16 protein-coding genes and 1 pseudogene are annotated in these 20,484 nt (G+C 64.7%); 5 read left to right on the top strand and 12 right to left on the bottom strand.

Annotated elements, in window-relative coordinates:
* Positions 1-32: 32 nt before the first annotated feature.
* The 8 genes from QP045_RS17925 to QP045_RS17890 all read right to left on the bottom strand — a co-directional run bounded on the left by QP045_RS17925 (position 33) and on the right by QP045_RS17890 (position 9,300).
* The gene (locus QP045_RS17925) at positions 33-1,370 is read right to left on the bottom strand and encodes a M14 family zinc carboxypeptidase (protein ID WP_422516367.1); all 1,338 of its coding nucleotides are present in this window, start codon (positions 1,368-1,370) and stop codon (positions 33-35) included.
* A gap of 67 nt (positions 1,371-1,437) precedes the next feature.
* Positions 1,438-3,429: a glycoside hydrolase family 97 catalytic domain-containing protein gene (locus QP045_RS17920; RefSeq protein ID WP_422516366.1), complete on the bottom strand. Its 1,992-nt coding sequence runs from the start codon at positions 3,427-3,429 to the stop codon at positions 1,438-1,440.
* A gap of 34 nt (positions 3,430-3,463) precedes the next feature.
* Entirely contained in the window at positions 3,464-4,675 is a 1,212-nt protein-coding gene (locus tag QP045_RS17915; protein ID WP_422516365.1) for a GDSL-type esterase/lipase family protein, read from the bottom strand.
* Positions 4,654-5,280 carry a 2-dehydro-3-deoxy-6-phosphogalactonate aldolase gene (locus tag QP045_RS17910; RefSeq protein WP_422516364.1) on the bottom strand — a complete coding sequence of 209 codons (627 nt, stop codon included), beginning with the start codon at positions 5,278-5,280 and terminating at the stop codon, positions 4,654-4,656. The genes QP045_RS17915 and QP045_RS17910 overlap by 22 nt, the downstream gene beginning before the upstream one ends.
* Before the next feature lie 9 nt (positions 5,281-5,289).
* Entirely contained in the window at positions 5,290-6,018 is a 729-nt protein-coding gene (locus tag QP045_RS17905) for an SDR family NAD(P)-dependent oxidoreductase (RefSeq protein WP_422516363.1), read from the bottom strand.
* Complete coding sequence (locus tag QP045_RS17900) at positions 6,008-7,096, bottom strand: DUF4432 family protein (RefSeq protein ID WP_422516362.1); 1,089 nt, start codon at positions 7,094-7,096, stop codon at positions 6,008-6,010. Before QP045_RS17900 ends, QP045_RS17905 begins: the two co-directional genes overlap by 11 nt.
* Positions 7,097-7,102: 6 nt before the next feature.
* Entirely contained in the window at positions 7,103-8,341 is a 1,239-nt protein-coding gene (locus QP045_RS17895) for an MFS transporter (RefSeq protein WP_422516361.1), read from the bottom strand.
* Positions 8,338-9,300, bottom strand: coding sequence for a 2-dehydro-3-deoxygalactonokinase (locus QP045_RS17890; RefSeq protein ID WP_422516360.1), 963 nt, complete (start codon positions 9,298-9,300; stop codon positions 8,338-8,340). The genes QP045_RS17895 and QP045_RS17890 overlap by 4 nt, the downstream gene beginning before the upstream one ends.
* 159 nt (positions 9,301-9,459) lie before the next feature.
* Here QP045_RS17890 and QP045_RS17885 point away from each other — a divergent pair, with 159 nt between their 5' ends.
* The 3 genes from QP045_RS17885 to QP045_RS17875 all read left to right on the top strand — a co-directional run bounded on the left by QP045_RS17885 (position 9,460) and on the right by QP045_RS17875 (position 12,400).
* A complete protein-coding gene (locus QP045_RS17885; protein ID WP_422516359.1) occupies positions 9,460-10,182 on the top strand; it encodes an IclR family transcriptional regulator in 723 nt (240 codons plus the stop codon).
* Positions 10,183-10,289: 107 nt separating this feature from the next.
* Positions 10,290-11,228, top strand: coding sequence for a dihydrodipicolinate synthase family protein (locus QP045_RS17880; RefSeq protein ID WP_422516358.1), 939 nt, complete (start codon positions 10,290-10,292; stop codon positions 11,226-11,228).
* Positions 11,225-12,400 (top strand): mandelate racemase/muconate lactonizing enzyme family protein, encoded by a 1,176-nt coding sequence (locus QP045_RS17875; protein ID WP_422516357.1) that lies wholly within the window; start codon positions 11,225-11,227, stop codon positions 12,398-12,400. The genes QP045_RS17880 and QP045_RS17875 overlap by 4 nt, the downstream gene beginning before the upstream one ends.
* Before the next feature lie 71 nt (positions 12,401-12,471).
* On the opposite strand, the gene QP045_RS17870 is transcribed toward QP045_RS17875, so the two are convergent.
* Together QP045_RS17870 and QP045_RS17865 are read right to left on the bottom strand one after the other, a co-directional pair.
* Positions 12,472-15,300 (bottom strand): hypothetical protein, encoded by a 2,829-nt coding sequence (locus QP045_RS17870; RefSeq protein ID WP_422516356.1) that lies wholly within the window; start codon positions 15,298-15,300, stop codon positions 12,472-12,474.
* Between the two features lie 43 nt (positions 15,301-15,343).
* Entirely contained in the window at positions 15,344-18,079 is a 2,736-nt protein-coding gene (locus QP045_RS17865; protein WP_422516355.1) for a TonB-dependent receptor, read from the bottom strand.
* A gap of 998 nt (positions 18,080-19,077) precedes the next feature.
* On the opposite strand from QP045_RS17865, the gene QP045_RS17860 reads away from it, so the two are divergent.
* A complete protein-coding gene (locus tag QP045_RS17860) occupies positions 19,078-19,431 on the top strand; it encodes a DUF6152 family protein (RefSeq protein WP_422516354.1) in 354 nt (117 codons plus the stop codon).
* Between the two features lie 3 nt (positions 19,432-19,434).
* Positions 19,435-19,920 (top strand): hypothetical protein, encoded by a 486-nt coding sequence (locus QP045_RS17855; protein ID WP_422516353.1) that lies wholly within the window; start codon positions 19,435-19,437, stop codon positions 19,918-19,920.
* A gap of 95 nt (positions 19,921-20,015) precedes the next feature.
* Here QP045_RS17855 and QP045_RS17850 read toward each other — a convergent pair whose 3' ends face one another.
* Positions 20,016-20,246, bottom strand: a complete 231-nt coding sequence (locus tag QP045_RS17850; protein ID WP_422516396.1) for a hypothetical protein — start codon at positions 20,244-20,246, stop codon at positions 20,016-20,018.
* Positions 20,244-20,362: pseudogene (locus tag QP045_RS17845) on the bottom strand (IS3 family transposase); the annotation flags it as partial. The pseudogene QP045_RS17845 and the gene QP045_RS17850, both read right to left, overlap by 3 nt.
* Positions 20,363-20,484 lie beyond the last annotated feature (122 nt).

The following is a 20,484-nucleotide window of genomic DNA, read 5'->3' as shown; positions in this document are numbered from 1 at the left end:
GCTCGCCCCCCGTGGGCTGTCAGGAGGCGTTGCTAGTTCCGGATGTGCGGGTTCGGCGCTCGACCGGCTCCATCCAGTTCCTTCAAATATTCGACTAGCGCGCGGGCTACATCCGCGCCCAGCGCACGAGCGCTTTCCTGCGTCACTTCGCCACCCGACGCATTGGCGAAAGGAATTTCGAGCGTCGTTGCGAGCCTGGCACCGTCAACCTGGGCCAGCCAGTCCTTGAAGGTCGCATCAGGCTGCGGCGATCCCTTGTTCCAGCTTGTGCCGAAAGCCAGGTCGCTTGACTGCGAATAAACGAGGCGGGATGCCGCGCTGGCCGTTTGCAGCTTGTTGCCGAACTGCATCTGCTGCTTCCAGATCGCTGGATCTCGATGGCCGACCTGGTGGATCCTCTCGTGAGAGCCGCCGCGGATCCATGGGCAATGCAGGTCGATCCCGACCAGGGGTTTGCCCGCTGCCCATATTGGAACATATGCGCGCAGGGCAGCTGTCGCGGAATAGATGCTGGTGCCGCTGTAATCCTTGTTGTGGTCCCTGCCGCGCCTTCCCTTGCCCTGCTCGCCGTTCTCCACGCCATCCTTGTCCATGAACGGGATGATGAGCGCTTCGCCATGCTCGCGAAACCATCTCCCGTTCACTGGATCTTCGAGCAGATATTGCATGATCCCTTCCAGCACGTAGCTGGCGGTCATTTCCGACGCATGGTGCCGCGCGGCCAGAACCACTCGATACTTCGGGTTGCCGTTCAAATTGCCGAGATGCACGCGCTCGACCCGCCGGCCCTCGCGGGTGAGGGCGAGCGTATTCACTTCGACGTGCGAATTGTGCCGGTATTTTTCCATGAACGCATCGAACTGGTCCGACACGTAAGGCATGCCGCTGCTGAAACGCGCCTCCTGCTGCCCGCGTGGAAAGCGATAAGTGAACGACGTCCCGTTCGCGGCTTCCGCTCCCAGCCATTGCCATGTGCGACCACCATCCAGGCTGACAGCAGGCCCGCGCACTCCGATCGGGTTGAGAGGCTTCCGGCCTGCCCCCCAGGGATGAGTGAATGAGAAGGTGAGCGCCCGGCCAGCGGCGCCTTTGACCCTGAAGTTCCAGTAGAACCAGTTGCCCGATCCCATATCCCTGAGATCCTGGTGCAGCAGGACCCGATCGCCCGAAATGGAAGCGACGACGACGTTTCCGCCCGGGAAGCGGCCGTCGATCGTGAACGGAGCTTCCCGTCTGCTGAGCGCCGCACGTGCGTAACCGGATGCTGCCGAGCCGTCTGCAGCTGGCGACAGATCCGTTTGCGCAGCGGCGACAAGAGGGAGAGATGCCAGGCCGCAGCTGGCCGCCATCCCCGCCAGCATTCTCCGCATGACCTCTCCTTTTCGAATCTCGCGTGGGTGCCCGGTGCGAAACCGCCCGGCAGTCTCCGCCTGGCGTTCAGCGCGACATGGGCGCCAGCACGAACCCTCCATACGGCTTCAAGGTGATCTGGAAGGGGCGTTTCGCGGGCGTATAGCTGCTGCTTGAAAGCGGCGAGCCCAATTTTCCGTCGGTGAGCAATGTCGCCCCGTGCGGTATGAAGCCCAGATTCAGCTTCAGTTTGATTTCGCGGTTCTCGCCGTTGAGGCCGGCTACGTACCAGCGCTCGCCCGACCTGCGTGCGACGACTGCGTAGCGTCCGGGTTCGGAAGGCAGGAAGCGGGTCTCGTCCCACGCGGCGGGCAGATGCTTGAGATAATTGAGCAAGGCGCTGGGAAGAGCGCGGTAAGCCTCGACTGAATCGGGGAGATGCTGAACCCCCGACTCGAACAATATGCCGGTCGCCGCTTCGTGCGCGGGCGTGGTCAGGCGGGGCGTCCTGGCCTGGCTGAATACGACCGGCGTAAAATCCATCGATCCGCCGACATTGCGGGTGAACGGCAGCAGCGAATTCTGCCCCGGCGCACCGGCGGTGTAGCCGGGGTCGTTGAGCGTATAGACCTCCGCCCCGCGCACCCCTTCCATCGACATCAGATTGGGAAAGGTACGCTGCCAGCCGCGCGGCGTCGTGGAGCCATGATAGACCACCAGCAGCTTGTAGTCCGCGGCGTCGCGCAGGATCTCCAGATATCGCTGGATCATGAACTGCTTGTCGGTGTGGAAGAAATCGATCTTCACCCCGGCGATGCCCATCATGCTGATCCGCGCGAATTCGGCGCGGCGGGTGTGGGTGTCCGCCATCAGGTTGCGCGGCTGCTCGGTGACGTGATTGTTATCGCCGCCGCTATTATACCAGAGGAGCAGCCGGACGCTCCGCCCTGCCGCGTAATCGATCAGCTGCTGGAGCCGATCATAGCCGAAATCGGTCCAGTTCGCGTCGACCAGCGAATAGGGCCAGGCCATGTCGCCGGCGAAGTCGATGAACGGCTTCATCTTCTCGGGGTCGCGGGGACTCGAGCGGTCGGACCACCAGCTCCAAGATGCCAACCCGGGCTTTACCCAGGCGTCGTCGCCGATCGCATTGGGCGAGGCTAGGTGGAAGAGCAGGTTCGATTCCGCGATCGCGCCGGCGGTCTCGCCGACCACGATCACGCGCCACGGCAGCGTCCAGGGCAGCGGGTGCCGCGCCTCGGCGGAGCCGACGCCATAGACTTCGCCCGCATCCGGACCGGCAACCCGGTACCGCCGCGTACCCGGCACAACCTGAAGGTGGCTGCCATAGCTTTGCCCGTCCAGCCCGGACTCATGGATCAGCGCCCAGGCGCCCGGCAGGCGGAAGAGCGCGGGAAAGCCCCAGCCCGTCGCCTCGGCAGTCGGCGGCGCGGCCCCGACGGCATGGCCCCCGGCCGCCGCCAGCATCGAATAGGCCGGGCGATACGCCGCGGGCAGATCATAGGTCTGCCCGAACATGCGCTCCGCCCCGGAGAGGTCGAACTCGGTCGCCTCGCGCTCGAGCCGCCGATACAGGCCGGTCATCTGCTTGGGTCCTGCCAGCCGGTAGCGGAAGGCGACGCCATCGTCATAGGCACGGAAATCGATCGAGACGCGAATCCCGTCAGACTGGTCGAAGTTGAGCGTCAGGCTGTTGGCGCGGGCATCATTGTCGCGCCGCTTGCCGCTCACCATGCGGTAGCGCTCGTGCACCGAGCCGCGCTCGACGCCGGCGAAGGCCGCAGACGCCAGCAGGTCCGGCGTCGCTGCGGTGGGATATGCCGGCCTTGAGGTGGCGATGCCCAAAGCCGACCAATCGACCACTAAACGCTCGGCGCCACGCCCCGGCTTCAGGGTCACTCGATAGGCGAGGCCACCGGAGGGCGCGCGCCGGACCTCGGCAGCCACGCGCGCATCGGGCGAGGCGATCCGCCATTGTCCAACGGGTTCGGCCGCCCAGGCGGCAGGGCTCACCAGCAGCAAGACCAACACAGCCAGCACCTGACAAAAGTTCGTCATGCCGGCAGACTTGTAGCGGCTCACTGACACCTCATTATGGGTAGAGGACGCCCAGCGGCACGGCTTCGGCAAGGGCGCGATACCCGGCTGGGCTGGGGTGCAATCGATCGCCGCTGTCATAGGCGGGCAGCAGCGCGAGCGGATCGGCGGGATCACGCACGCCGGCTTCGAAATCGATCCGTCGATCGTAAAGCGGGCTGGTGCGGATAAAGCCGTTCAGCGCCGCGCGCACGCCTTCGCGCTCTGCGGTGAAACCCTGACGACGCGTCGGCAGCAGCGTCGCGCCGATGACGCGCAGCCCCGCCAGCCGTGCCCGCAACGCGAGCTGGGCATGTGCCTGGATCAGTGGCCCTGCCGTGATCGGCGTGCCGTAAATGTCGTTGATCCCCTCAAAGATGATGAGCGTGTGCACGCCCGCATGCGAGAGCACGTCGCGATCGAGGCGCGCGAGCGCGCTGGGGCCGGAGCCCGGCCGCTCGGCGGCGACGCGATTGCCGGAGATGCCGGCGTTGACCAGCCCCAGCCGCTGCGGCTCGGGCAAGCGGGCAAGCCGATGCCCCAGCAAATCTACCCAACCCTGGTACGCCCCGCGCGGGGTTCCGCCGCTGTCCGTGATCGAGTCGCCGATGATCGCCACTGCCCCCGCGCCCAGGCAATCCTCACCGACCAGGGCATCGGCGAAGAACCAGTGCGGAGCGACCGTGGGAAAGGCTTCGCCATCCTCCCGCGCGCCGTGATCTCCAGGGCCGGACAAATAGCTGTTGTCCTTTGGCCGCAGATGCCCGGTCGTCTGTCCCGGGCTTCCCGCCACTGCGATGCTCAGAAGCAGATCGGCATTTGCCGCGACCGGCACGGGCACGACATCGCTGATCGCGCTGCCGCCCGGCGGGATTTCCACGGCAGCTTGGCCGTTGAACGTCGCCCGACGATTGCTCCCCGGACGGATGGCCGGTCCCGATGCCCGCGCGCCGACATGCAGCGAGCCAATCCGAAGCGGCGCGGTGCCAAAGGCGTTGCTGATCCGCGCCCGCAGCCGGGGTGCATCCCCGGTCGCGCGGACGGCGAGACGGACCGTCCGGTCGGCGATCGGATATTCCAGCGGGGCATTTGCGGTCGCCCAGACAGTGGTTGTCCGGCCGCAACTGCGTTGCCGAGGCGCGAAGGCGGCCACCGGAGTGGCTGCCAGGCCAGCAACGACCCCGAGCGCTGCCCGCCGGCCCAGGATCATCCGATCGATCTCCGCCACTCGGCAACGATCTCGCCGCCCCGGCTGGCCACCGCATCGGCCGTCATCCCCGGCTTGAACAGGGCAGTGCCGATCCCGAAGCCATCGACCCCTGCCGCCGTGAACTGGGCGTAGCTGGCGCCATCGATGCCACCCACCGCGAAGATCGGGACGTGCCGCGGGAGCACCGCGCGCCAGGCCGAAACGGTCCCCGCCCCAAGGCTGCTCGCCGGGAAGAGCTTCAGCGCAGCGGCGCCCGAGCGGATGGCGGCGAAGGCCTCGCTGGCCGTCGCCACGCCCGGCATCACCGTGAGACCGCGGCCGCTTGCATGGGCGATCACTTCCACATCGGTGTTGGGGGCCAAAATGAGCCTTGCTCCGGCCTCGGCCGCTGCGTCGACAGAGGGCTTATCGAGCACCGTCCCCGCCCCTACCATGGCCCGTTCCCCCAGCCCGCGCGCCAGCCGCGCGATGCTGTCGAACGGTTCGGGAGAGTTGAGCGGCACTTCGATCAGCGTGAAGCCGGCGGCAACCAGCACCTCACCGACCTCGAGCGCTTCGTCCGGCCGGATCCCGCGCAGGATCGCCACCAACGGAAGCTGCGCACGCGCACTGTTGAAATCCATCACCACCTCTCAGCGCCGCGTGATACCGGCGCCGCCATCGATGGCGAGCACGGTGCCGGTGATCCAGCCCGCTGCATCCGACGACAGGAACAGGATCGCCTCGGCGATATCCTCCGCCGTACCCAGGCGGCCAAGCGGATGGCGCAGGACGTTTGCGGCAAGCGATGCTTCGGGATCGGGGTTGCGGGCAAACGACGCGCGAAGCATCGGCGTATCCACCGAGGCCGGCGCGATACCGTTCGCGCGAATCCCATCCGGTGCGACTTCGAGCGCGAAGGTCTTGAGGAAGGTCTCCAGACCGCCCTTCGACGCCGCATAGGCCGCGAGCCCGGGTGCTCCCATGCGCGCGTTGATCGACGATACGAAGGTGAACACGCCGCCTCTGCCCCGCATTGCCGGCGCAAATGCCTGCACCAGCCTCAGCGCGCCTCCGACATTGACGTCATAGACGCGGAGAAATGCCGAAGGGGACGAATCGAGCGTCCCGGCGAATTCGGTGGTTGCGGCGGCATGGACGACGATGTCGGGATCGCCCAGGGCTGCGCGGACCTGATCGGCCGCACCGGCGACGCCCGTGTCATCCGACAGGTCGCAGCCGACCCGCAGGTCCCCGATCGCGGGCTCCGTCAGATCGAACGCCGCCACCTTGGCACCGGCTTCCATGAAGCGCCGGCACACCGCTTCGCCGATCCCGCCGGCAGCGCCGGTGACCAGCGCGATCTTGCCTTCAAGCTGCATCGCCGGCCTCCAGGCTCAGGGTACCGTCCCATGCCATGCCGGTCACTGCCCGCTCGTCCGCGGAGAAGAGGGCCGCGACCAGCCTGGTCGCGCGGGTCTCGCGCGGGGCGAGCCGGATCGCGGTGCCATTCGCAACCGCATCGGCCAGCGAAGGCAGTTCATTGCACGGCTCCAGCGCGAGCATATTGCGCGAACCGTACCAGGGATAGTCGCTGCCGCCGCCGGCGAGGCGCCAATAGCCCAGCAGGGGGAACAGTTCTTCGTCCCAGCGCAGCGCGACGCCGGCCTTTCGCACCGGGTTGCGGATGGCGAACCAGCCGGCATCGAAGTTGCTGACGCGCAGAAAGTCCTGGCTGTTGCGGGCGTCGTCCGGGAAGACCGACAAGTCTTCGTCGCCCAGATGCGGCCAGCGCCCCTCGCTTGCCACGGGCAAGGTGGCGTCCGGCGGCGCTTCGGCCGCCGTCTTGATGTCCGAGGGGGGCAGATCGATCCGCGCGCCCGCGCCAAGCAGCGGCGCCCCGAACGTCGGGTGATGGCCCCAGATCATGTCGAGCGGCTGGGAGGAATCGTTCGTCACTGCCTCTTCGATGTGCAGCACGGCATCTTCGGCGCCCAGCGTGATGCGGCGTTCGATCAGCAGCGGCATGCGGCGAAGGCGGGCATGGCAGCGGATCACCACCCGCTGCTCTCGATCCTCCTCCACGGCATAGTCCCAAGGGAGGAACGTCGCTTCGCCATGATGGCCAAAGGCGATCCCGCCATGCTCGCACGGACCGGGCCCGTTCGGTAGCATCACATACCAGCCGCCGGGGAACTGGTCTCGAAACCCCCCGCCCGGCAACGGTGAGGATTGCATCGCGAGTGGGGGGAACATGCCGCCGGGCGCCTGGTGCAGCGTCTCGGTGTCGGTCGGCTTGTGAGTCAGCTCCAGGATATCGCAGCCCTTTTCAAGTGCGATCACGGTGCGCAGCTTCGCATTCTCCAGGCTGACGCATCGGCGCCCTTGCCAGACATATTCGCGCAGCCTTGCTCCGTGGTTGCGGTGCGTGCCGATCCGGCCTGCTTCGAAGCTCGTCATGTGGTGTCAGACCCGAGAGGGAACGGGCACGCGCCGGGCGCGCGAGATCGAAAATCGGGCGATCAGCCAGCCGATCGGATGCAGGGCGGCCATCGCGAGGAACAGCGGCGCATAATCCCGCCCTTCGGCAAAATGCCCAACGATCCCGGTGGAGATGATGCCGCCCACTCCGCTCCCCGCCGCGATCAGGCCGAAGATCGTGCCAACCTGGCGGGGGGGAAAGATGTCCACCGCGAGCGTAGTGAGGTTCACCAAGAACGCCATGTGCGCCAGCGCGACCAGTGCGCCCAGGGCATAGGTCAGGGCGAGCGAGGGCTGAGTGGCGATCAGCGCGCCGAGCGGCGCGAGGCACGCGGCGAAGCCCATCAGCCGCAGCCGCGATGTCGCCGGCGCCAGTCCACGCTTGACCAACCGGCCAGAGGCGCCACCGCCGAAGATGCTTCCGACGTCGGCGGCGAGATAGACCAGCCATGCCGTTGCCGCGACGCCCATGAGGGTCATCCCGCGCCCGTCGATCAGATATTTGGGGAACCAGAAGAGATAGAAGTACCAGACCGGATCGGTGATAGAACGGGCCAAGGCGAGACCCCACACGCCCCGGTCTGAAAGGATGCGACGCAACGGCCATTTGACCTCGCTTTCCCCTTCGCCCTCACTCCCCTCGATCTTCGGCGCCTTGCGGAAGACGAGCAGCCATGCGGCGATCCAGACGAAGCCGAGGCCACCGGTGACAAGGAACGCCGCGCGCCAGCCATAGGTCAGCGCCAGCCAGCCGATCAGTGGTGGCGCGATCGTAGCGCCCACCATCGCTCCGGCAGTGTAGACGCCGACCGCGAAGCCCCGCTCCTGCGGCGGGAAGCGTTCGGACACGGTCTTGGGGGCGGCGACGTAATTGCCGGCTTCGCCGAGGCCAAGGAAGAAGCGCGCGGTGCCCAGCTGCCCTGCCGACTGGACGAAACCGGTCACCATATTGGCGATCGACCACCACGCGACGAACAGCGTCAATGCGATCTTCGGCCCGAGCCGGTCAGTCACCCATCCGACGCCCAGATAGGCGATCGTATAGGCGATCAGGAACAGCTGGACGACGCCGGCATAGTCGGTGTCGCTCAGCTTCAGATCGGCCTGGATCGTGGTGGCCAGGATCGAAAGCGTCTGGCGATCGACATAGTTGAGGACGGTCGAGCCGAACAGCAGGGCCAGGATCGCCCAGCGGATCCGCGACCGCGGCGCGGCGACGCTCACGGTCGATCCGTCGGTTCGCGCACGCCCGCGAGCGCCGCCAGTCCGCGGATGCTCGCGTCATGGGCAGGCAGCATACGAACCTTCAGCCCAAGAGCTTCGGCCGCCGCGCCATATAGCTCCATGAGCGGCTGGGCACCGACCAGGGTGATCGCGTCGAACGCGTAGCCGCGAGTGCGATGCGCGGCGACGGCATCGCGCACTTCGGCGCCGATCAACAGCCCGGACAGATAGGCGCGCGCCGCTTCCGCAGGCAGGTCGCCGGTGACCACGCGGCTTCGCGCCGAGAAGGCGGCAAGCTCGCTTGCCAGCGTGGGATCGCCCCGCACATGAGACAAACCGTCGCGGAACGCTGGCGTCGTCGGTTCGATCGGAAGGGAAGCAGCGGCCGAAGGCAGTCCCCGGCCCACGAGGCTGTGCGCGAGCAATATCTCGAAGGTTTCGCCCTGCATGCTGGTGAAGAAGCTTTGGACCGTGCCGTCCTCGACGACCGCCCACTTGGCGTGGGTGCCGGGCAGGCAGACGAGCATGCGCTCCGTCGAAGTCTCGATCAGGCTGAGCAGCCCGAAGAGCTGGACTTCCTCGCCGCGCATCACGTCGGGCAGCCCAAATAGATTCGTGCAGCGCAGCCCGGGCGCGATGGCGATCTCGAGCCCGCGCGCGCTGAAGCGATGCATCTGCTCGGCCAGCACAGCTGGTCCAGTGGGGCAGAGCGCATAGGCGCAGTCGGCCCAGCCGAGGTTCGAACCGATCATCCCGGCAAGCACCACCGGCATCGGCCCATGCGCGGCGACCCAATCACCGACGGCCTCGAAGAACGCCTGCTCGAAATTGTCGCAGAACTTTACACCCGCGCCGGCGGCGCTGGCCAAGACCCGCACTTTCCCGGCCTCGCGCTCACACAGATGCAGCCGCATCGCGGTGGAACCCCAGTCGCCGGCGATGAACAGGTCGCGATCCAATCGACAATCCTTTTGATACGGACACATGTCCCAGTAGAAAATCAGGATTGTTGCGATTGAAGCAACAATGTCAACATCATTTGCATCCTTACCCCCAGCATCGCTTGACCTCCCCCTGCCCCGCGCCTCACCATGGCCGCACAAGAGGGAACCACTACCATGCGGCCGAAGCCAAACGCCCAACCGAACCAGAGCCTGATCGACGGAATCGCCACACTTCAGGCACTTGCGGTATCCCCGGAGCCGATCGGAAACCGTGAACTCGCCCGCCAGCTCGGCTTCAACCCGACGCGCGTGAACCGGCTGCTCAAGACGCTCGCCTATCTCGGCATCGCCCGCCAGACAGCGAACCGCAAATATACCGCTGGCCCCGCCATGCACGTGCTCGCCGCGCAGAGCCTGTTCGCCTCCAAGATCGTGCAAACGTCGCTTCCGGCGCTGGAAAAGCTCCGCCGATTCGAACTCACGATTGCCATGGGCGTCCTGTGGAATGACAGCGTCTGCTATCTCTTCCATGCGCCGCCGGGGATCGAGATTCCCAAGGGGCTGGGAAGGATTGGCCTGCTCCCTGCCAGCAGCAGCGGCATCGGCATGGCGCTTCTCGCCCAGCAGGATGACGAGCATCTCGCCGAACTTTTCGAGCACGCCGAAATTCCTGATTTCCCCGGCGGCCTCCCCGAGCTGATGCAGGCCATCTCCCGCATCCGCGAACACGGCTTTGCGCGCATCAGCGTGGGAGAAAATCACGACAAGCATACGATCGCCTTGCCGGTTTCCGAGCCGGCATTTGCGGCCATTGGCCTGTCGGGGTGGATTCCCGAGGGGAACACCGATGCGATCGTCGACGCGCTTCGTGACGCGGCCGCGGAGATCCGCGACTAGGAATGATGCAGTATGAGAAACATTGATATTGCTATTTTAGCATCGATGTAGTCAGGTGCCTCCGTGACGCGGCGTTGCCGCATTATTTCGTGCGGGAGGCACATCGAATGACGAAGATTGCAGGCACTTTCCCGGTGCTCCCCACCATTTTCACGGCTTCGAGCGAAGTCGATGAAGCAGGCTTCCGGCGGGTCGCCGAGTGGGCGATCGCGTCGGGCGTGGATGGGATCGTCTTCCCGGGCCTCGCCAGCGAATATGATCATCTGACGCTGGAAGAACGCCTTCGCCTGGTCGCCCTGGTCGGCGACATCGCCCGCGGGCGCGTTGCGTTCGTAGCAGGATGCGGCGGGCATACCGACGAGGAGAGTGCGGAAGTGATCCGCGCGGCCGCGGCAGCCGGGGCGGTAGCCGCGATGGTGGTGACGCCGGCCCGCAAGGGCAACGACCCCGCCGAACTCGCGCGCTTCTACAATTATCTGTCCGAAGCCGCTCCAGTCCCGATCATGCTGCAGAACGCGCCCAAGCCGATGGGCCTTGGCCTCACTCCAGCAGAGGTGCTGGATGTCGTCGCCCGCGCGCCCGGCATTCGCTACGTCAAGGAAGAGAACATTCCCTGCGGCCAGCGCATCACTGCGCTGCGCGAAGCAGGCGCAGAGTCGCTGGAAGCGATCTTCGGCGGCGCCGGCGGGCGCTACATCACCGACGAGCTTGCCCGCGGCGCCGATGGCACGATGCCGGCCGTCGAGATCGCGGACCTCCATGTCGCGCTGATCGCCGCCAGCCGCAGGGATGACTGGGCAACGGTTCGGCGGCTATTCGAGCGCACCTTGCCGCTGCTGAACATGCAGGCCGTCTATCGCTGGCGGCTGACCAAGGAGGTCCTGCTGCGGCGCGGCCTGATCGATTCCGCTTATGTGCGCGCGCCCGGCCCGGTTCTGGACCGTCACGACCTCAAGGAACTCGACGAGCTGATGACCGGTCTCGCCGATCTGATCGGACACGGTTCGCCGGAGGGCGCGAAGCAGCTATCGGCGGTAACTGCATGACCGACGCTATCGCCCATATTGAGACCTTCGTCGTCACGATCCCGCGCGACACGCCCTATCTCGGGCCGCTCAGGGCCGGCGAGGAAGTTAACGAGCGCGGTTATTTCGTCCGCACTTCGAACCGGACGATCTATCCGGTCGAGGACCGGTCGGTGCTCGTGAAGGTCACGACGCACGACGGCGTGGTCGGCTGGGGCGAGACCTATGGACTGACCGCGCCCGGCGTGATCGGCGTCTTCGTCGAAGACCTGATCCTGCCGCTGATCCGCGGCCGCGATCCGCTCGACGTGCGCGCGATCTGGGACGACCTCTACGATATCCTGCGCGTGCGCGGCTATGGCGGCGGCTTCTGGCTGGATGCCGTCGCGGCGGTCGACATCGCTTTGTGGGACATTTGCGGCAAGCTCGCCGGGGTCCCCGTGCGCAAGCTCCTAGGCGGCGAGCGGCGCAGCAGCATTCCCGCCTATGTGTCGGGCCTGCCCCGCGCGACCGTTGCCGAACGGATCGAGCTTGCGCAGGAATTCGTCGGCAAGGGCTATAGCGCCATCAAGTTCGCGGCAGCCGTCAGCAGCGAAGGCATCGAAGCCGAGATGAAGGCGCTGCGCGAGGCGCTAGGCCCCGAGATCAAGCTGATGATCGATTTCCACTGGATGTTCGGCGCGGGCGACGCCGCGGCGTTGATCCGGCGGCTGGAGCCCTATGGACTCTTCTTCGCCGAGGCGCCGGTAAAACCCGAGGACGTCGAGGGGCTGGCGCAGGTGGCGCGGTCCGTCTCCGTTCCCGTCGCGGCGGGCGAGGAATGGCGCAGCATCCACGATGCGCAGCCTCGCCTCGCGGCCGCTGCGGTCTCGATCGTGCAGCCCGAAATGGGCCACACGGGAATCACGCAGTTCATGCGCATCTCCGAACTGGCGGCCTGCCACCATGTCGCGACCATTCCGCATGCGACGATCGGCGTGGGCATCTTCCAGGCAGCGAGCCTTCAGGCCTCTGCCGCGATCGCCGATCTGCCGATGCACGAATATCAGCATTCGATCATGGATCGGAACGCCGCGCTCCTCGAGGGCCAGCTCAAGGCCGAGGCAGGACATTACCTGTTGCCCCACGGCCCTGGCCTGGGCGTCGCCCCGGCCGAGGCGCTCTGGAAACACGCCGCCAAAATCCAGGGCTGAACAAGAAAAAGCCCGCCATCGGCAAAATGCTGGTGGCGGGCCTGTTCTTTCCGGCGTGTGCGCTGCAAGCGTTACCGCCCCAGGGTCACGGGCTTCGTCTTCCCGCTCGATCCGTCCTGACGCGTGCCAGCCAGCTCGAAGGTGAACGACTGCCCCGCCGGCACCGGTACGCTGAATTCGAACGGAAAGGCAGCGTCCTTGCTCTGCTGCCACGGCCCGTTGCCGATCCGGTAGCGCAGGCTCGCATCCTTGATCGTCCGGTCGTCCTCGCGAAGATAGACATAGCCGCGCCGGCCAAACCGTCCGAAGTCGAGCAGATAGGCGCGCGCGTCGCCGAACGACACGGCCGCGGCATCAGACGGCACGGTCTTGCCCGCACTCTCCAGCATCGCGCGCTGGAAGCCGGCCTTGGCGCGCAGACCGTCGATCCGGATTGCCACCTGACCGCCCGCCGGCACCTCGACGCGGTAGCCATTGCCCAAAAGCGCAGCCCCGCCCGCGGGCGAGAGCCGAGTGATCCGCGCCACGCCTACCTTGTCGAGCAGGCCATCCGCGAGCGTGAAGTTCGCCGTGACCGGTGCGTTCGACTGGTTCGCGAACGCCAGATAAACCGCGTTTCCGCGATAACCGGCGATGTGATTGAGCTCGGCAGCATCGCTCTTCACCAGTCCCTTGGGCATCCACAGCTGGACACCCTGATCGCCGTAAAATTTGCCCGGCTGATAGCCGTAGAACTTGTTCTGGAGATAGGCATAGCCCTCCATGAACTGCGCCGGGAAATCGATCGCCCCGTCGGAGCGGGCATAAGCATCACTGACCAGGTAATCGAGCAGCATCGAGGCCATCGGCCAGATGTGGTTGTAGTGGAACGAGTTGACGCTCAGCTCTTCATGTTCGCGTAGTGGATAATCGGCCCCCTCGTAGATCGTCGTGCGCGCCGTGTTCATGTGATAGCCAGGGAAGTTTCGGTAGCGCCCGATGACGGCCGCCTTCGCGACCTGCTGCAGGAACGCGTCGCCGGCATCCTCGCCGATCCGCACCATCCACGGCGCATAGTTCGCCATGAAGATAGCCCGATGCCCGGTGCTCGTCCCCGATGATTCCGCCGTCAGCCCGACTTCGGACACACGCCACGCCGGCACCTGTTCCTCCGGCGCCTTCATGGGCTTGTGCCCCTTGCCCCTGAGGTACCAGTAGACCGGCGCCTTGCCACCCAAATTGACCCTCACTTCGCCGTCAGGAATGCTCGGCGCCATCCAGGTGAACATGGTGTAGCGCCTCGCTCCCAAGCGGGCCGCGTCGAGGAAGCGACGCTCACCGCTGGCCTCGTAGAGTCGGTAGAGATCGACGAAATCGGGCACGAAGGCCGGCCAGAAGAAGAAGCTCGCATCGGTGAATTCCGCCTGCCCCTGATCGACCCGGGTCGCGAGGTAGCGGTCGGCCCCGGTGATAGCGCGGCTGAGCATGGCCTTGTCGCCCGTCGCTTCGAAGAGGGACAGGGCATTGGACCATGTCTGTCCCGACTCCGGAACGTCCAGATTGCGTACCCGCTCGCCGTCATATTCGCGGCGCGCGAGGTCCAGATAGGCCGGATTGCGCTTGCCGAAGATGGCGTAGAGCGTGGCGAGTTCGGAGACGGGCGCGGCCGGCCCGAGCAGCTGGCGCGACGGGTGCTGGATCTTCTGCTTGGGGTCGAGCGAGAACAGGAACTTCTCACGCGACAACATATACTCGATATAGGGGACCACCCTGTCGTCGAACATGTCCTGCCGATCAGTAACCATCGCCAGCATCAGCGGATTGAGGCTCGAGACGTTCTTGACCGCGCCTGGCACGTCGGTCGAATAGGACGAACCCTTCAGTTCCGCGATCCACCGCGCGTACCGGCTCATCGAGTAATCGACCATGCGATCGAAGGTCGCGTTCAGCGAACCGGTCGCGTTCGAGCGATAGTCGCGGAATCCGTAAACGCTCCGCGCCAGCGTCTCATACACCTTGGTCAGGTCGTCGCTTTTCTCACGCACGAGATAGAAACTGAAGCTGCGCTCGGCGCCCACCGGCACGTGCGATCCTGCACCGCCCATAACCGGCGCAAAGATCATCGGGCTGGCGCGTCCATCCTCCGTGCGCAGCGAAACGCCGAACGGGCTGTTATCCGGCAGCGGCAGTGGCTGGAACGGCAGCTCGGAGGGATGCGCCAGCGCACCGTACGCCACGCCATGGTCGCGAACCAGCGTGGTAGGCAGGGGCGCGCGATATGCCAGCGTCAGATAGGAGCGATCAGGCATCCGCCGCTCCTGCCACACCAGCGGCTGCCATATCTCATCCGCATCCGCGGCGGCGACCTTGGGTGCCCCCACATAGCCGACGGAGAAATGCCCGGCCGTCTTGGCCTTCAGCGTCCAGCGGACGAGCGGATAGGGCTTGCCGGCGAGGTCGACTTCGGCGGTGAGCGCGAAGCGCGGATCCGCCGGGTATTCAGCGCGCAGGATGTTCCCGGCGCGCGTCACGCGTACCGGCGACAGTCGCACCTGCTCGCCGCTGTTGAAGTAGTTCGCGCTGCGCCGCTCTGCCTTGGCATCCAGGATCCGGTCGTCGAACCCGTCGCCCTGGCTCGATACGTCCCGCTTTGTCTTCGCCAGATCCGCCTTGGCCGGATCGAACGCTTTCCACGTCTCAACATTGTACACGACGTTCGGAATCCCGGCGGCGCGCGTGGCCAACTCCGGATCCGCCGTGCTGTGAAGCACGAGGAAATCCAGGCTGAAGCCTTGCATCTCCGATGGCATCGCGACGGCCGGCCCCTGCTGCGCCATCGCGCTGGCGGGAGCCAACGCCGTGGTGGCACCCGCCGTACCGACCAGCAGTGCCATGGCGCTGATCCCCGCAAATCGCGTCATCACTCGATACTCCTTGATCACGATCGGTTCGCCGGCCTCTTCCCTAGAAGCGGGCGCGCAGCGTCGCGGTAAACGTGCGGCCGTTCTCCAGATAGCTCTGAGCCGCCTCCTCGAAGCTGCTGTACTTGAGCACTGGCGTGTTGAGCAGGTTCGATCCCGACAGGCTGAGATTGATTACCTTGGTCAGGTCGAGGTTCACCGAGGCGGAAAGCGTTTCGAACGAGCGGTAATAGACGCCGTCTCCGCTTCCGCCGATCTTGTCGAGGAACTTGCCGCGCCAGCTATAGCCGACCCGGACCCCAACCGGCCCACTCTCATAGTAACCGACCAGATTCGCACTGTGGCGCGACAGGCCCTCCAACGGGAGCTCGGCCTGCGTGCGCAGATCCTCGATGCCGGACGTGCTGTCGATGAAAGTGTAGGTCGCATTCACGCCTAAGCCGGCGAGCGGTCCCGGCAGAAAGGTCAGCGGCTGCTTGAGCTGGAACTCGAAGCCGCGGATCGTGGCGCCTTCGCCGTTGAAGGTCCGGCTGATGCGATACGGCGTCTGCGGGTCCGCGTCGTTCGGGTCCGCATCGAGGCCGGGCAGCACTTCCTCCACCAAGCGGGTGAAGATGAAGCTCTCCACGTCCTTGTAGAAGGCGGCGACCGAGACAAGCGAGTCGCGCGTCGGATACCATTCGATCGAGAGATCGAGCTGGTTGACGCGGAACGGCTGGAGGAAAGGATTGCCGCCGGAGCCGCCGCCCGAACTTGTAATCGAGAAGGAGGGCGAAAGATGGCTGGTGTTCGGCCGCGCCAACACCCGCGCCGCGCCCAGGCGCACCAGCATCTTGTTCGAAAGCTCGACCCGGAGGGCTGCGCTGGGCAGCCAGTCGTCATAGCTGACGCGTTCGTTCACGGGATCGAAGTCGCCGGTGGTGCTGCCGCGAATGCCGTAGAAGCCATCCGCACGCACCTTGGTCTTCACATAGCGCAGGCCGACGTTTCCGGAGACCGGTAGACCGAACCAAGTCGATCCGAGATTGGCTTGGACATAGGCCGCATAGTTCGGTTCTTCGAGGTCATAGCTCGAGGTGGGATCATAGAGGCGCGGCGTGCAAGTCGCTACGAATACGCGACACACCCCTTCCAGATCGCCGAATTCCGGCACGCCTAGCAGGAAGCTCGTCGGGAAACTGCCCTCGGCTCCGGTCAGGAACTTGTCGAACGTGACTGTCTCGAACTGGTTCGGATATCCCGCCACCGGGATCACGCTCGCGCCTGAGGCGGCAAAGGTGGTCTGGTTGCGATATGTTTCCCGGTTGGTGCGGATGTTGCTGTAGCGAACGCCCGTCTCAATGCTGCGGAGCAGTGGCCCCTCCACCTCGAACGTTGCGTCGAGCCGGCCTGTGATCTCCTCCGACTTGTAGACGTAGAGATTATCGAAGCTGGTGCGAAAGATGTAGAGCGCCGGATCGGTTAGGTCGAAGCCTGTCGGCAACGTAACCTGCGGCAGATTCCCGTCACGGAAGTCGAACGGAATCGGATGCGTGGTCCGAGTGTCGGCGCGCAGGTAGTATTGGGCGTAATCCTGCGTACCGCGCGTGTAGGATCCCTCGGCCCGCAGTTCCACCCGGTCCCCGGCACGCCAGCGCCCGCCCAGCGAGCCGCTGAAGATATCAGTGGGAAGCGTCATCCGCTCGCCGTTGCCCTGGATGGTAGCGCGAACCGTACCCGCGATGATGTTCTCGCTCGGGGTGATCACCGGGTTGGTATAGGCGGATGCGCTCGCGCTCAGCGGAATCGATATCCAGCGCCGATATCGGTCGGTGTCGGCGTGGGTGTACAGGAAGTCGGCAGTTAGCTCGAAATCGTCGGTCGGCGCGAACGTGAGGCCCGTGGTCACGCCAAACTTGCGGCGCTTCTCCTCCAGCCGCTGATAGCGGATGTCGTTATAATAAAAGACATTGATCCCGTCCGCGTTCGGGTCGCGCACGGTGGGATTGGTGCTGAAGCTGTCCGGCGCCTCGCGCCAGCCGTTGAAGCTGTCGCTGGAATCCTGAACGATGTTCAGTTCCTGATAGTTCACGCCGAGCGAAAAGCCGAACTTGCCGTCGGCAAATGATTTGGCGATCAACCCCGTTACGCGATACGACAGGTCGTCGGCCTTGTCCTTGTAGACTCCCTGCACCGAACCTCCGACGAACCAATCGCCATCTTTAGGCGCGCGGCGGGTCTGGATGTTGACGGTGCCACCAAGCGACCCTTCGATCATCGACGCCGAGGGGAGCTTGGTCACGTCCATACGGGCGACCAGTTCCGACGGGATCAGCGTCAGCACGTTGTACGCGCCGTCATCGGGACCATCCGGGCCGCGACCATAGGGGCTGATCAGCGTACGGCCATTGAACTCGAGCCTGTTCTGTCGCAGCCCGCGCACCGAAATGTCGCTGGCCTCATCGATCCCACGACGCACCTGCACGCCGGATACGCGCTCCAGCGATTCAGCGACATTCTGATCGGGCAGCTTGCCGATATCTTCCGCTACGATCGAGTCCATGATCTGATCGGAGCTGCGCTTGATATCGATCTCTTCGGCCTGGCTCGCACGGATGCCGGTGACGAGTATCTCCGATTGATCGGGCGCGGATACTTGGGCGCTTTGGGCAGGAGAAGGCTGAGGCGCACTACCGGTCGACGAAGCCTGATCGGTCGTCTGAGCGAAACACTGGGACCCACCCGCAGAGAGCGCTAAGCCTGCAGCGGTAGCTAGGAATCTGTGAGTGAATTTAGCCATTTATCCTCCCCTATCGCTCACGGTGCGGTTTTCGCATCTCGCTCTATCGGAGGAGTATTGTTGCTATTTTAGCTATGTGTCAACGCCCATTCTCTGCCCGGAGTGGTTGTCGAGGATCTAAATCCGGGTACAGGCACAGCTCTTCGTTGAACACAGAACGCGCTGTCACCTCACGATGTTTGCTCGGTGCGCGGCCATCTCCGCCGCTTTGCGGACGGCCTAATACCAAATGGAGTTCTGTGGCGCTCCGACGTTACTTTGTGGGTCCTGGACCGGATATTCCGCCGCACCGGAATGTCGGCTTCCCATCTGTGGACGCCCCATTGGTTGCAAGCGGTATCTGGAAGTTGTGACGCGTAGTCGGATGCTGCGATCTGTCCGGCCTTTGATGCAGCGGTAAACTGCTGGCCCGTATGGGAGTTCGCGAACCGGAACCACTTCACCCAAAGCGTGCTCATGGCACGGTGGAAAGCCCTGGTTCTTCCGGTCCCGTCTCGCCGACTGTTGCGCCATACCCTCCTTCGACCGACTGCGCCCTCCGACGCCTCTGGTCCGCTCTGGCCTACGCCTCGGCTGCGACCGGAGCTCTGTAATCCTCCTGCTTCGCCTGCAACGCCCAGAACTTAACAACTTCGAACTTGGGGCCCCTTGACGCGCATGAACTAAGGGCCGGTTAAGGCGAACCCCGCCCTGGAACGGCCGAGCCGCTTTTTGCCGCTGGCGGGCGTTGAAGCCACCTGCTCTCACGGCTGAATGAACGTCCGCTGCTTCGCGATTGCTGACCAGAAGCCGCTATTCCGCTAAACCCACCATTCGTGTCCGACGCCATAACCTGAACGAACGTCTGCTTTCAGGACTTGCGGCTGGCTCGGCGAAAGACCGGGATTGGGCGCTTAGCCGACCTCGTCGTGCTTCAAGCAGACCTCGTTGAATTCTGCCATTGTGAGTGGCCGCCGCAAGGGTACAATCGCGTTGGGGGCGTAGCTGGAGATAGCACCATGTCTCGCATCATTGCACTGACCGCGGCCGCAATCGGCTTGTCTGTTCCTGTGGCGGCTCTCGCACACCATGGTTGGAGCTCTTACGACGAGTCCAAGCCAATCGTCGTCACTGGCACATTGCTCAAAGTCTCTTGGACTAACCCGCACGGAAGCGCCCAAATGCAGTGGCAGGGCAAGCAATGGGGCGTTGTTCTGGCGCCAGTCACCCGCATGGACTCACGCGGGCTAACTGCAGCAATGATCGACAAGGGCCAGACCATCACACTCACCGGCTATGCTCGCAAAGACGGAACTGCGGAAATGCGCATCGAACGGGTAAAGGTGGGCGACAAAACTGTCGAGCTTCGCTGAGTCTTGGAAGCGGCGCTGCTCGGGCTTGTTAGTTGGCTCGATGTAATCGGCCTGAGCCAATGGGCTCGCAGCACGAGCTGGGCGTACCCTACCGCCAACACACTGCACCTTCTCGGGCTGGTGATGCTGGTCGGCGGCATTGGAGTGGTGGACCTGCGTCTGGCCGGAGCGTGGCCGAAAATACCCGCCGCTCCACTGTCACGCGCACTCACGCCGCTTGCGATAGCAGGCCTGCTAATGCTTATAGCGACTGGCTTGATTCTGTTCGCAGCCGACGGAAAGGCCTTAGCTGGCTCATCGACGTTCCACCGCAAGCTCGTGTTGATTGCTCTGGCTCTCGCGAACGCAGCGGTGTTTCGCGCGACTTGGCAGAAGCGCGTTGAAGCCGGCGAAGACCTTCCGCTGCTGGTCGGCCGTGGGATGGCAGTCGCCTCGCTGCTGGTATGGCTAGCAGTTGGCACGATGGGCAGATTGATCGCCTACAGCTAGTTCCCGCGGACGACGGCCCCTAAGCGGAACAGCAGCTGCCGCCCAATTATCGCCGTTCAGCGCCACGCCGAACCTACCCGATAGTCGCCGGTCGTTCAGCTATGACGCTTTGCCACGCCTAGGAGGAACAAGAGGGCGGGAATAAAGAAGACGGGAAATGGCAGCCAGTCTGCGCTCGCGTAGCCGACCGCATCCAACGCCGCCTGTCCTGCGAGGATCGCCAATACTGTTGGAAAGATGACGGCCGCCATCACGGCGGACCCATTCCAATGACACGGTATGTAGCTCCACAATACCTTATGAAACCAGATTTCGCGTCGCACCATCCACGACACCGGCCAGATCCCTCGGTGCTTCGCGATGAACTCGAACCTCATATCGAGTCCCTGGCGAAGTAGGCCGCCGCTTTTTTTAGGATGTCGCGCTCGGCCTTCATTCTAGCACTACTTTGGCAGAAGCATGAGTTTAGGGATTCCCTCGCCGCTGATTGCGTGATTCATGGGGAGCCAGCTTTGACGGAGGCTGGCGATGGACGAGGACTGGCAGACGGATCTGGAGCGATGG

The sequence above is a fragment of the Sphingomonas sp. 3-13AW genome (genome assembly GCF_049311085.1).
Classification (GTDB): domain Bacteria; phylum Pseudomonadota; class Alphaproteobacteria; order Sphingomonadales; family Sphingomonadaceae; genus Sphingomonas.
This window is presented reverse-complemented; position numbering and strand designations above follow the sequence as displayed.